This window comes from Halorubrum gandharaense (assembly GCF_054654575.1).
This window is the reverse complement of the sequence record NZ_BAAIET010000001.1, coordinates 1710551-1723305: the sequence shown is the minus strand read 5'-3', so window position 1 is coordinate 1723305 and position 12755 is coordinate 1710551. Positions and strand designations below refer to the sequence as shown.

11 protein-coding genes are annotated in these 12755 nt (G+C 70.8%); 2 read left to right on the top strand and 9 right to left on the bottom strand.

Features of this window, described 5'->3' with window-relative positions; translation table 11 throughout:
• Positions 1–5: 5 nt before the first annotated feature.
• From ACYQ07_RS08245 to ACYQ07_RS08215, 7 genes are all read right to left on the bottom strand, one after another.
• Positions 6–1007 (bottom strand): class I SAM-dependent methyltransferase, encoded by a 1002-nt coding sequence (locus tag ACYQ07_RS08245; RefSeq protein ID WP_459879750.1) that lies wholly within the window; start codon positions 1005–1007, stop codon positions 6–8.
• A gap of 103 nt (positions 1008–1110) precedes the next feature.
• Positions 1111–1749, bottom strand: a complete 639-nt coding sequence (locus ACYQ07_RS08240; protein ID WP_459879748.1) for a protein-L-isoaspartate(D-aspartate) O-methyltransferase — start codon at positions 1747–1749, stop codon at positions 1111–1113.
• A 130-nt stretch (positions 1750–1879) separates the two neighbouring features.
• Positions 1880–3769: a PAS domain-containing protein gene (locus tag ACYQ07_RS08235; protein ID WP_459879745.1), complete on the bottom strand. Its 1890-nt coding sequence runs from the start codon at positions 3767–3769 to the stop codon at positions 1880–1882.
• A gap of 3 nt (positions 3770–3772) precedes the next feature.
• Positions 3773–5224 (bottom strand): ATPase domain-containing protein, encoded by a 1452-nt coding sequence (locus ACYQ07_RS08230; protein WP_459879742.1) that lies wholly within the window; start codon positions 5222–5224, stop codon positions 3773–3775.
• Between the two features lie 123 nt (positions 5225–5347).
• On the bottom strand, positions 5348–6505 hold the full coding sequence (gene ygfZ / locus ACYQ07_RS08225; RefSeq protein ID WP_459879739.1) for a CAF17-like 4Fe-4S cluster assembly/insertion protein YgfZ: 1158 nt from the start codon (positions 6503–6505) through the stop codon (positions 5348–5350).
• 271 nt (positions 6506–6776) lie between these two features.
• The gene (gene npdG / locus ACYQ07_RS08220; protein ID WP_459879737.1) at positions 6777–7445 is read right to left on the bottom strand and encodes an NADPH-dependent F420 reductase; all 669 of its coding nucleotides are present in this window, start codon (positions 7443–7445) and stop codon (positions 6777–6779) included.
• 576 nt (positions 7446–8021) lie between these two features.
• Positions 8022–9221, bottom strand: a complete 1200-nt coding sequence (locus ACYQ07_RS08215; protein WP_459879734.1) for an MFS transporter — start codon at positions 9219–9221, stop codon at positions 8022–8024.
• A gap of 155 nt (positions 9222–9376) precedes the next feature.
• On the opposite strand from ACYQ07_RS08215, the gene ACYQ07_RS08210 reads away from it, so the two are divergent.
• Complete coding sequence (locus tag ACYQ07_RS08210; RefSeq protein ID WP_459879731.1) at positions 9377–10633, top strand: acyl-CoA dehydrogenase family protein; 1257 nt, start codon at positions 9377–9379, stop codon at positions 10631–10633.
• Between the two features lie 45 nt (positions 10634–10678).
• On the opposite strand, the gene ubaA is transcribed toward ACYQ07_RS08210, so the two are convergent.
• On the bottom strand, positions 10679–11494 hold the full coding sequence (ubaA, locus tag ACYQ07_RS08205) for an SAMP-activating enzyme E1 (protein WP_459879728.1): 816 nt from the start codon (positions 11492–11494) through the stop codon (positions 10679–10681).
• Between the two features lie 60 nt (positions 11495–11554).
• Positions 11555–11785 carry a hypothetical protein gene (locus ACYQ07_RS08200; protein WP_459879725.1) on the bottom strand — a complete coding sequence of 77 codons (231 nt, stop codon included), beginning with the start codon at positions 11783–11785 and terminating at the stop codon, positions 11555–11557.
• A 91-nt stretch (positions 11786–11876) separates the two neighbouring features.
• Here ACYQ07_RS08200 and ACYQ07_RS08195 point away from each other — a divergent pair, with 91 nt between their 5' ends.
• Positions 11877–12677, top strand: a complete 801-nt coding sequence (locus ACYQ07_RS08195) for an alpha/beta fold hydrolase (RefSeq protein ID WP_459879722.1) — start codon at positions 11877–11879, stop codon at positions 12675–12677.
• Positions 12678–12755: the final 78 nt, after the last annotated feature.

Here is a 12755-nt window from a genome sequence, read left to right as displayed (position 1 = left end):
GGCGGTCAGTCGCCTAAAACTGCACGCTCGGGCTGCCCCACCAGCGCGACCGCGTCCATGCCGGGAACGGGCTCGACGGTCAGGTCGAGTCCCGCCGCCGTGAACCACTCGCGGTAGTCGTCGAGCGCGTGTACCCGACCGCTCCCTTCAGCCAGCCGGCGGACATCCCGCGCGACGACCGTCTCCGACTCTAGCCGCTCGCGCACCGGCTCCACGAACACGAGTGCCCCGTCCTCGCGCAGGCGCTCGGCGGCCGCCTCGACCGTGAACGCGGCCTCCTCGCGGCCGAGTTCGGTCAGCAGCGCGGCCGCGAACACGAGGTCCGCGAGCTCCGCTGCCGCCAGCGACCCGGCGGTCGTCGTCACGTCGGTCGGGGCGAGCAGGGGGTCGACGGCGGCCACGACTGCCTCTCCGTCGAGCAGGGTCGCGTCGAGCCCGCGGGCGGCGAACTCCCGGGCGTGGGTGCCGGCGCCGTCTCCGACCACGAGCACCGTCTCCGCGTCCGGCTGGGCGCGCGTCGCGGCGGTCACCCGCGCCCGCACGGTGGCCTCGTCCTCGGCCGCCGCGGCGCCGAGGCGGTTGCGGAGGTGGTTGTCGCCGTCGGTTTCGGCGTCGCCGTCGGATTCGGCGTCGACGTCGCCGGCGACAGTCTCGCCATCTGCTCCCTCTCCCGCTACCGGTCCCGTCATCGTCGCGGGGAGCGCGACGAGCGCGTTGATCGCGTCAAGCTCCGCCGGGAGCGTTCCGACCGACCGGAGGTCCCGCTTGGCGAGGAAGCCCAGCGCCCGGTTGGTGAACTCGTACTCGTCGCCGACCCGTTCGAGAAAGCCGAGGTCGGCAAGGGTCCGGACGACCGTCTCGGCGGCCGCCGGCGTCAGCGCCGTCTCCGCCGCCAGCGCCGCGGGCGTTCCGGCGCGCTCGGCGAGCGCGTCCAGCGCGCCCGTCTCGCGGGCCGCCCGGAGCAGCAACAGCGCCTCGACGGGGAGTCCGTCGTCCCGTATGGTCATGTCCGACGGAGCGCGCGCCGCCCCTAAAAAGGACGCGGGGGACGGCGTGTGGTGGAGCGACGCGAGGTGGTGCGATGGTCGCGACTCTCCACGGTCCCGCCGGTCACTGCATCGGCACGAACCGCACTCCGCCGTGCTCCTCGCGGTCGACGCCGTCCGCCTCCACGGTCAGGCGCACGAGCCGCTGGGAGATGCCGCCGCCGACGGGCGCGACGATCTGCCCGCCCTCGCGGACCTGCTCGATGATCGGGTCGGGGACGCCCTCCGGCGCCGCACAGGTGAGGTAGGCGGCGTCGAACGGGGCGCCGTCGGGATAGCCCTCGCGACCGTCCCCGGCGCGGACGTTGACGTCGTAGCCGAGCCGGTCGAGCCGGTCGCGGGCGTCGTCGGCCAGGTCGGGGACGTACTCCACGGTGTACACGTTGCCCGGGCCGACGATCTCGGCGACGACCGCGGCGTGGTAGCCGCAGCCGGTGCCCACCTCCAGCACGCGGTCGCCCTCCGCCACCTCGATCAGGTCGACCATTATGGCGACCATGTGCGGCGCGCTGATCGTCTGGTCGTGGCCGATCGGCAGCGGGCGGTCGGCGTACGCCGCCGACTGCCGGTCCGCGGGCACGAACTCGTGGCGCGGCACCGACCCGATCGCCGCCAGCGTCCGCTCGGAGAGGTCGTGTCGCCGGCGGAGCTGTTCGACCAGCCGCTCACGGGACGCAGCGAGGTCCTCGTCCGTCTCGGTCATGTGCCCGGATACCACGCGAGGATGGGTGAAACCACCGGCCAACTGGGGACGCAGCCCATCGCGGCGGCCGCCACGTCGTCGAGGTCGACGACGGGAGCGTGGTCGCGCTCCGCGGGCACCCGTCCGCCGCCTATCCGTCCGCCGCCTGCCCGTCCTCGTCGGACGCGGGGATCCGGAGCGTGACGACCGCGCCGGCCGAGTCGTCCTCCTCGTAGACCGCGTCGCCGCCGAGGTCATCGACGACCCACCGGACGAGCCAGAGGCCGAGCCCGGAGGCGTGTTCGACCGGCGACTCCGCGCGCCCCAACAGCGCCATCCGCTCGTCTGCGGGAAGTCCCGGCCCGTCGTCGGTGACGGTTACCACGGCCTCGGTGCCCTCCCGTCGGAGCGTCACGCGGACCGTCGGGCGGTCGCCGGCGTACCGCGCGGCGTTCGCGACGAGCTCCGCGACGGCCAGGTCGACACCCACCGCCGACGGCACCCGAACGGGGGTGAGTGACGTCTCCAGCTCGACGTCGGGGAACTCCTCGCGGAGCGACGAGAGGACGCGGGCGATCACGTGGTCGAGACGGGCTGGTTCTCCGCCCGTTTCGGTGCGGAGCACGGACCGGAACCGGCGGGCGGCGTTCGACAGCGACAGCAGGTCCTCGGAGGCCGACCGGATCCGGGCGGCGTGGGCGTCGACGTCCTCGCTGCCCGCCTCCAGCTCGGCCACGTGGCCGAGCACGACGTTGAGCCGGTTGCGGATGTTGTGTCTGAGCACTCGGTCGAGGACGACCATCCGGAGCTCGCGCTCCCGCCGCTCGGTCACGTCGCGCTGGAAGCCGAGGAAGTACTCGACCTCGCCGTCGGGACCGTGGATCGGCGTCACGTCGAGCGCGTTGTACCACTCGGTGCCGTCGGGCCGTCGGTTCAACAGCTCCACCGAGGCCGACTCGCCGGCGTCTATCGCCCGCCGCAGTTCGGCGACGGCGTCGGGGTCGGTGTTCGGCGACTGGAGGATCCGGGCGTTTCGGCCGATCAGCTCCTCGCGGGACCGCCCGGCGAGTCGCTCGAACTCCTCGTTGACGTAGACGAGCGGGTTGTCGGGGAGCGACGGGTTCGTGATGGAGATCCCCACCGTGGCGGCGTCCATCGCCCGCCGATAGAGCCGGAGCTGGTCCTCGCGGGCCTTCCGCCGCGAGACGTCGTGTGCGACGACCTGCAGATTGCCGTCGAGCTCGTCGTTGTGCTCCTCGAACCAGCTCGATGACGCGAGCTCGGCGTCGACTTCGGTGGCGATCTGCGTCGCCGCGAGCTCGACTGGAACCGAGCGGGCCGCCCCCGCGAACACGGCCTCGACGAACTCCGTCGACTCGCCGACGCCGAGCTCGTCGAACAGCGACGCGATCCGGTCGCGGTCCGGCTCCGTGAGGAACTCGACGAGCGACCGTCCGACGATCGCCGTGTCCGGGCGGCCGAGGAGCTGCTCGGCGGCCTCGTTGAGGTAGGTGACCGCGCCGTCGTCGAGGAGGAACACCGCCGCGGGCGCCTGCTCGACTACCCGCCGATAGCGCTCCCGGCTTCCGGCGAGCGCCGTCGAGAGCCGCCGCGCCGAGAGGGCGTTCTCCAGCCGGCGGCGCAGTACCACCGTCCGGAGCGGCGTGCTCAACACGTCGGTGACGATGCTCGCCACGGAGCGGGGGAGCCCGCCGAGCGTCTCGCTGGCGTCTTCGGGCGTGAGCAGCAGACACGGCACCAGTCCGGGCTCCTCCTGCCGTCGACGGCGGAGTGCGGCTTCGGCGTCCCGCAGCGTTGCGACATCGACGATACAGCAGTCGAACGGCTCGTCGTCGAGGGTCCCGGGCGTCACGACCGTGGGCCGGTAGCCGTTCTCGGCGAGCCACTCGACAAGCAGCTCCCGGTCGCGACCGGGCCGCAGACAGCAGCCGATGCGCGCGCCGGCGCCCTCGGTGCCGGTCGGCGCTCCGGGCCGTCGGTCGAACCCGTTCGCCGAGGGGGGTCCGGAGTCGTCGGTCATCGGCTACTCGGTGTCGTCACGCAGCTCCGGCGTCCCCGTGAGGATGCCACGGAGGTTCCGGAGGGGTTCGCCGAGCACGATGCCGTCCTCGGTGATGGAGAACTCCCGGAGCATGCGCTCGAAGTCGCTGGCGCGCTTTTTGAGCACGCCGGTCGCCTCCCGGAGCTCGCCGTTCATCTCCAGGTAGCGGAGGAAGAGGATGTTGTCGGCGAGGTAGCTGATCCGGTCGCTCGTCGGCTCGAAGTCGCCGGTAACCGTTCCCACGTCGTCGACGAGGATGGCCGTGACGCCCATGTTCCGGAGGTAGCGGCAGAGCGCGTGGAGCTCGCGGAGCAGATCGTCCTCGGCGCCGCGGATCGACATCCGGTAGCCGGAGATGCCGTCGATCATCACGGTGCGGGCGTCGCGCTCCTCGACCTCCTCGCGCACCATCGCGGCGAACTCGTCGGCGGAGATGTCGAGCGGCTCCACCTCCGCGACCGATAGCGTGCCGCGGTCGCGCATCTCGTTCACCGGCAGGCCGATCGACTCGGAGCGGTGGGTGAACGTCGCGAGATCCTCCTCGAAGGAGTAGACGACGGAGCGCTCGCCGCGCTCGGCGGTCTCCTGCACGAAGTGGGTGCCCGTCGTCGTCTTCCCGACGCCGCTCGGTCCGGAGATGACGGTGATGCTCCCGCGCTCGATGCCGCCGTGGAGCAGGTCGTCGAGCGCCGGGACGCCCGAGGAGACCGTCTCCTCGGAGAGCGTCCGCTGGTGGGAGGTGGGCACGAGCTTCGGGAACACCGAGAGCCCGCCGTCGTCGATGCGGACGGTGTGGGAGCCGGACTGGAACCCGGATCCGCGATACTTGTTCACCGTCAGCGTCCGGCCCTTCTGCTCGTGGTTGAGCGCGAAGCTGCCGTCACAGAGGAACTCCAGGTCGTCGACGACACCCTCGTAGCTTGGCTGCGTGGTGAACAGCGTCGTCACCCCTTGGTCGGTGAGGTACCGCATGAAGGAGGCCGCCTCCCGGCGGAACTGCGCGTCGTCACGGAGGACGTTCCGGAGCTGGGTCATCGGGTCCACGAACGCGCGGTCGGGCTCGACGCGGTCGACGGCGTCGACGATCCGGTGGCTCACGTCGCCGGCCTCCACCTCGTCGGCCTCGAAGATGCCGTAGCCGCGGTCCTCGGTGAACGTCTCGGCGTTCGTCGTGAGGTCGAGGAAGGTGACGTTAGAGAGGTCGAAGCCGAGCGAGCGGGCGTTCTCGCGGACCCGCTCGGTCGGCTCCTCGAAGTTGACGAACAGCGTCGACTCGCCGGCGGCCACGCCCGCGGTGAGAAAGTGACAGCCGACGATCGTCTTGCCGGTCCCGGGACCGCCCCGGAGCATGTACGAGCGCTCCGGCACCAGCCCGCCGCGGAGCACGTCGTCGAATCCCTCGATGCCGGTGCTCGCACGTTCGTCTGAACTCATCGTCTGAGAGTCACCAACCAAGACGGATAAGTATGTACCTTGGATATCCAACGTGCTTCCGACTTTTCGCGGCGGTTGCGGCGGTTACGGCGGTTGCGGCGGTTGCGGCGGTCGCGGCCCCGATCACTCCGGATACGTCGGGAGCCGCGCGGACTGCGCGCTCCCGTCGACGAACGGGAGGTCGATGCGAGTCGCCGCGACCTCGTCGCCGTCAATCCGGACGGTCGCGGCGTCGCCTGCCTCGGGCAGGTCCCCGTGGCCGACAAGCGCGAACGCGATCGGGTCGCCGGTCGCGGGGCCGACCGCCGCACGGGTCACCTCGCCGACCGCGGCGTCGCCGTCGAACACGGCCGCGGTGGGGGAGGGGAGCGCGTCCGCGACCGCCTCGGGATTCTCGTCGCCGTCGAGGTCGGCGACGGCGTCCGCGAGCCCGTCGAGTTCGAGGCCCACGAGCCGGCGGCTGGGCCGACCCTGATTCTCGACGCGGGAGACGACCTCCTGGCCCACGTAACAGCCCTTCTCGAAGTCGAGCGCGTTGCGGATGCCGAGCACGTTCGGCACCGTGCCCTCCAGTTCGTGCTCGAAGAGGGGCGTGCCCGCCTCCAGCGAGAGCGCCTCCCACGTCCGGTAGCCGAACGGCGCGGCGTTGAGCCCGCGGTTGATCAGCGTGTCGAACAGCTCGGGGGCGTCCTCGGCTGCACAGACGATCTCGTACCCCTCCTCGCCCAGCGGTGCGTCCGACGCGATGACGGTGACGCCGGCGTCGACCATCGACCCGCGGACGAACGAGAGCGGCTTCTCGGGGGCGCCCGCGCCGTTGAGCACGGAGGCGACCTTCTCGGTCGACTTCGGGCCGTGGACGCCGAAGACGCCGAACTCGTCGCTGGCGTCGCGCAGCTCCACGTCCTGGATGAACACCTTGCCAGACCAGTCGTCGAGCACCGCCTCGGTGCGCTCGGGCGGGAGGAAGACCAGCAGGCGCTCGCCGGCGTTGTACACGTACATGTCCGTCTCGATGCCGCCCTGCGGGTCGAGCAGGAGGGCGTACACGCCCTGGCCGTTCTCCTCGGGCACGCGGTTCGTCACCGCGTTGTCGACGAACTCGACGCGATCGTCGCCCGTGACGGCGAGGATCCCGTACCCCATCTCGATCGTGCCGACGACCTTGCGGACGGCCTGTCCGACACGCTCCGGCTTGCCGTAGTGGTCGACGACCTCGCGCCCGCCGCGGTCGCGGAACGTCGCGCCGTGGCCGGCGTGGGCGTCGGAGACCAGACTCATGTGTGAAGGGAGTCGCGGCGGGACCAAAAGGCCGCTGGAACCGGCGGGGCGGCTGGGTGGTGGTGTGGCGGGGCGGTTGGGCGGGGGTGCGGTGGGGTGGTAGGGCGGTGGGGTGGCTGGGCGGTGGTGTGGCGGGGTGGTAGGGCGGTGGAGTGGCGGGGTGGCTGGGCGGCTGCGGTCGCCGGCGCGGCACCGGCACAGTCGCCGGCGTGGCACCCCCGCAGAGACGCTGCTACTTGGTGCTTAAAAGCGGGTGTCGAGGTCGAGCGCCCTACTCGAACCGGACGCCGAGGTCGTGCATCCCCTCGTTGTTCATCGCGACGTTCACCAGAAGCGGCGTGAGCGCCTCGATCTCGGGAGCGTTGGCGATCCCGCCGGCGTCGAGCGGGCGGAGCCCCTCGATCCCGTCGGCGATCAGCTCGACGATCTCCTTTGCGTCCTCGTCGTCCGCGACGAGCAGCGTGTCGACGCCGAGCTCGGCGTCGAGGTTCGCGAGCCGGTCGGCCGACAGGTTGTGGAACGCGCCGACCACCGCGACGCCCTCGGGCGCGGCAGCCGCCGCGATCCGGGTGACGGATCCCGCGCCGGGCTTGTGGTAGTGGAAGCCGTCCTCGTCGCGTTTCATCCCCGTCGCCGGCGAGACAAGGATGTCGTCCTCGTCGAGTTTGTCCGCGATCGCCTCCACCGTGTCGCCCACGTGATACGGCGGCACGGCGAGCACGACGACGTCCGCGCGGTCCGCGGCCATCTCGTTTTCGAACCCCTTGATCGTCGTCTCGACGCCGCGGCTGTCGAGCTCCGTCTCATACTCCCCGGCCTTCGTGCGGGCCTTTTCAGGGTCGCGGGAGCCGATCAGGATCTCGTGAGGCGTGTCGTACGCCAGCCGCAGCGCGAGCCCCTCGCCGATGTCGCCGGTTCCGCCGAGTAGCGCGATTCGCATACCGTCTACTGCGGCCGGACCACCCATAGGGCTTGCGCGACCGGCCGACTTCGCCACTGTACGTGGTTGTTGTCTTTGGGGTTGGTTGTGGTGAGTCGGTGGTCGCCGGCGTCGTGCGCTTATAAGCGGTTGGTGAGATTGGATGGGTGGTTGACGGCACCTTTTAAGCGGGTTGTGCGGGTCGTTCGACGGCGACTACCTGCAAAGCCCCAGTTGGCTCCTTATAAGCGGTTGCTGGAGTGAGCACGACGACCGACACCTCCAAAGCCCCAGCCGGCTCCGGTCGAGGGGCTCGCTGCGCTCCTCGCTCTCGGCACCGCCCGCTGCGGTGCTTGCGTCGCCCGTCTTCCCGGAGCCGGCTGCCCCTTTGAGTCCCACCCAGCACCGCACAGCACCGCACCTCACGCCTCCCCAGCCTCGGCAGACGGCCGCCGGCGGGAAACCGCTCCGCCGGCGCCCGCTGCCTCCCTCGCGCTCCGCTCGCGCCCTTAAGAGGGCGCTCGCGGGCGCGCCGTGTGGCTTGTGGGGGTGAGAGTGCTTCCCGATTCGTCGCCGCGCGCTCTCGCTTTATAAGCGCTACTGCGCGGCTGCGGGGACGGTATCGGCGGGCGGCGGCGAGCGGATCACCTTCACGAGGAGCACGGCGGCGACACAGCAGCCGGCGGCGAGCAGGAGCCACGAGGAGCGGTAGCCGAGGGTGTCGGCGAGGTAGCCGAACGCGGGCGGGGCAAACAGTGCGCCGCTCGTCAGTGCGAGCTGGCCGCCGGCGGTCGCGCTGCCCATCTCGTCGGCGCCGACCAGCGTCGCCATACAGGAGTAGTAGACGCCCGTGAAGCCGAGCACGAAGAAGCCGAGCGCGGCGAACGCGACCGTGGAGCCGACCACGGTGGTGGTGTTGGCGACGACGACCAGCAGCGCGATGCTCCCGACCGTCTGCACGAGCAGGAGCGCGCCGATGGTGCGCCGGGGCTCGCCCGGAATCGCGTCCGCGAGCCACCCGCCGAGCACCCGGCCGCCGGAGCCGAACAGCTGGACGACCGCGAGCACGACGCCGGCGTACTCGACGCTGGCGCCGATCTCCTCCTCGACGAACAGCACGGTGTAGCCGGTCGTCGTGAACAGCGCCGCGCCGAGGAAGAAGCCGGCCGATACGAGGGCCACGTACGGGACGTTGTCGAGCAGCCCGCGGAAGTCGGGCAGCGAGCCGGCGCTCCCTCCCTTGCTCCCGGTGTACAGCACGTAAAAGGCGACGGCGACGACGACGCCGAGCCCGCCGGCGAGCAGAAAGCCCGCCTGCCAGAAGAGGACGCCGGCGATCCACGTCACCAGCAGGGCGCTGATGCCGCTGCCGCCGGTGACGCCGACCTGCTTGATCCCCATCGCGAAGTTCTGTTTGCCGGCGGCGATGTTGTCGTAGATCGCCTTGTTCGTCCCCGGCATCGCCACGCCGTAGACGGAGCCGAGCAGGAAGACGGACGCGAGGAGGACGGCGTAGGAGGGCGCGCCGGCGACGAGCACGACCCCCGCCGAGAGCCCGACGAGCCCGAGCGAGAGCATGCGGCGCTCGCCGAACCGGTCGGTGATCGCGCCGAGCGGAAGCAGAAACACCGCGTACCCCAACGTGAGGGTGGTGACGACGATGCCGACCTCGAACCGCGTCAGCCCGAACGCGTCCCTGAAGAAGGGGGTGGCGGCGAACACCGTGTAGTAGCAGATGCTGGCGGAAACCTGCCACAGCGTCACGAGCGAGACCGTCCGCCAGTACTGCGTGTCCATCGAACGCTCGCCGTTTCCCGCGGGGGACGGCTTACGTTACCGGTCCCGGCAAACGCCGGCACGAAGTGGGCGCCCGCCGTCGATCGTCCGCCGCTCGTCCGGCGTACTCTGCCGGATCCCTCCCGGTTTTTACTGTTCGTCCGCGACTTCGTACCATGATCGGGTTCTCGGAGACCGCGGTCGACCACACCCCGGAAGCGGAGGCCGTCCGGGAGGAGATCGCCGACATCTGTGCGGAGTTCGACCGCGACTACTGGCGCGAGAAGGACCGCGAGGGGGAGTACCCCCACGACTTCGTCGACCGCCTCGCGCGCGACGGCTGGCTCGGGATCCTCATCCCCGAGGAGTACGGCGGCAAGGGGCTCGGCACCCAGGAGGCGGTGGCGATGATGGAGACGATCGCCGCCAGCGGCGCCGGCTTCTCGGGCGCCCAGACGGTCCACGCCGCCGTCTACAACTCCTCACCGCTGGTGAACTACGGCAGCGAGGCGATGAAGGAGGACCTCCTTCCGCGGGTCGCCGCCGGCGACGCCTGGATCCAGTGTTTCTCGCTCACCGAGGAGAAGGCGGGCTCGGAGTCGACGGCGATCGAGACCACCGCCGAGAAACGCGAGGCGCACCGCGCCTCGGAGCGGAGCGGCATCGCCGCGGAGCAGGACGGCGACGAGTGGGTGATCAACGGCGAGAAGATCTGGACCTCCCGGATCGACGTCTCCGATTACGCGGTCGTCGCCGCCCGAACGACGCCCTACGAGGAGGTCGAGAAGAAGACGCAGGGCGTCTCGCTGTTCCTGGTCGAGTTGGAGCCCGCCATCGACGCCGGCGAGATCCAGCTCTCGGCGATCGACAAGACGGTTAGCGGCGTCGTCAACTCCTTCGAGGTCGAGTACGACGACCTCCGGATCCCGGAGGAAAACCTGATCGGCGAGCTCGACCGCGGCTTCTACCACGTCCTCGACGGGCTCAACGAGGAGCGGCTCGTCATCGCCGCCGAGTGCGCCGGTCTCGGCGAGGCCGCCATCGAGCGCGGCGCCGCCTACGCGGCCGACCGCGAGGTGTTCGGCAATCCGATCGGGAAGAATCAGGCCGTCCAGCATCCGCTTGCGGCCGCCTACGCCCGCGTTCAGGCCGCCCGACAGCTCGTCTACACCGCGGCGGCCCAAACCGGCCCCGACGCCGATCCCAAGACGGTGGGCGCGTGGGCGAACATGGCGAAGTACCTCGCCAGCGAGGCGGCGTTCGAGGCGGCCGACGCCGCCGTCCAGACCCACGGCGGGCGCGGGGTTGCCCGCGAGTACGATGTGGAGCGCTACTTCCGCGAGGCGCGGCTCACGCGGCTGGTGCCGATCACCCAGCAGCTCGCGTTGAACTACGTCGGCGAAAACGTCCTCGACCTCCCGCGGTCGTTCTGACCGGCGCGCGCCGGCGTCTGCCGCGCGTCCCGGTGCTTGCGGCGCTCAGTCCGCGTCGATCCGACAGCCGCCGCCCGCGTAGTCGATCCCCTCCAGCGACTCGATGGCGTCCTCGCCACATGCCGGACAGTCCGGCTTGCGGGCGTACGAGACGGTGTCGAACGACAGCTCCATCGCGTCGTAAAACAGCAGCCGACCGCCGAGTGGCTCGCCGGCGTCGAGCAGGAGTTTCACCGCCTCGGTCGCCTGGATGCAGCCGAGCGTGCCGGGGAGCACGCCGAGCACGCCGGTCGCTGCACAGTCGGGGACGGTGCCGGGTTCGGGCGGCTCTGGGAACAGACAGCGGTAGCAGGGGCCGTCGGGCAGCAGCGTCGTCGCCTGCCCCTCGAACTTGTAGATGGCGCCGTGGACGACGGGGGTTGCCTCGATCCGGGCGGCGTCGTTGACGACGTAGCGCGTCTCGAAGTTGTCCGCGCAGTCAACGACGATGTCGTATCGGCCGATCAGCTCCCGGGCGTTCGACACGTCGAGGCGCGTTTCGTGGGCCTCCACGTCCACGTCGGGATTGAGGTTCTCGACGTAGCGTTCGGCCGACTCGACTTTGGGCTCGCCCACGTCGGCGTCGCCGTGGACGATCTGTCGCTGGAGGTTCGAGCGCTCGACCACGTCGTCGTCGACGATCCCGATCGTCCCGACGCCGGCGGCCGCGAGGTACTGGATGACGGGCGAGCCGAGCCCGCCGGCGCCGAGCACGAGTGCGCTTCCGTCGAGCAGGCGCTTTTGGCCCTCGGGACCGACCTCCTCGAGGATGATGTGTCTGGAGTACCGGTCGAGTTGGGTCGCGTCGAGCGAGAGTGTCATACTCCCGCTTGCCGGTCGGCGAGTATAACGTCTTGCCTGCGTTCCAGCCTCACCGCACGCTCACCGCTTGACGAGCGTCCCGTCGCAGGCCGGACAGCGGTCGTGGGAGGTGCCGGCGAGCTCCATCGTGCGCTCCTTGAAGCAGTCAGAACAGAGGAGCGTCCCGCAGTCGGGGCACTCGTAGCCGTCGAGGCTCCCGAGCCCGAGCTTTGCGAGGAGGCCGGTCCCCCGCGCCGCCATCTCGTCGCCACATCTGGTACACCGCGGCATGGACTTGTGTACCAAGGGCATCACTCGATTTGAGTGTGGTGGTACACAACGGTCGATCTCGCGGGTGCGCCCGACCCGAACACTAACGGGTTCCGGGGCCGAACTGGATCGCGTGCCCTACGCGAACAACGGCGACGTACGACTCCGATACGAGGTGGACGGCGAGTCGGCGGCCGCCGACGAGGCGGTCGTCTTCTGTGGCGATGCCGGGTTCGGCGCGTGGCAGTTCGGCTGGCAACACGGCGCGCTCGCCGGTCCCCATCGGGTGATAACGCCGGAGACTCGCGGGATCGGCGATTCGGACGCCCCGCCCGGCCCGTACTCAGTCGAGGAGCTGGCAAGCGACCTTGAGGCAGTGTTGCGCGACGCCGGGGTCCGGACTGCCCACCTCGTCGGCTACGGGCTCGGCGGCATGGTGGCGCTCGCCCATTCCGACCGGTCGACGCGCGCCGAGAGTCTGGTGCTTCTCGGGACGGCGGCCTCGGGCGACGCCTACAACGTCGAGGGCGTGTGGGCGGATCCGAACGACCCCGCGGCGATGAAGGCTACACTCTCCGCGCTGTTGTCAGCCGACTTCCGCGAGCGTCGCCCCGAGGAGCTCGACCGGATCGCCGACTGGCGGATCGCGGAGGACGCCGGCTCGGAGGTCTTCGCGGCACATCGTGCCGCCGTCGAGGGGTTCGACTACGCCGGCCGGCTCTACGAGCTGACGACGCCCGCGCTGGTGATCCACGGCGGCGAGGACGCGGTGTGTCCCCCGAGCGCCGGCGAGACGTTGGCTGAGGGGCTCCCGCGCGGCGAGTTCGAGGAGCTTCCCGACGCGGGCCACCTGGTTGGGGTGGAGGCGTCCGCTGCGGTCAACGACCTGCTCGTCGGGTGGCTCGCCGAGCACGCGAGCGACCCGTTCGCCTGAGTGGACGCGCCGCTTTCTCCGCAGGCCGCCCCCGATTTCTCCGCAGGCCGCCTCCGCGACGCCGGCAGTGAGCGACAC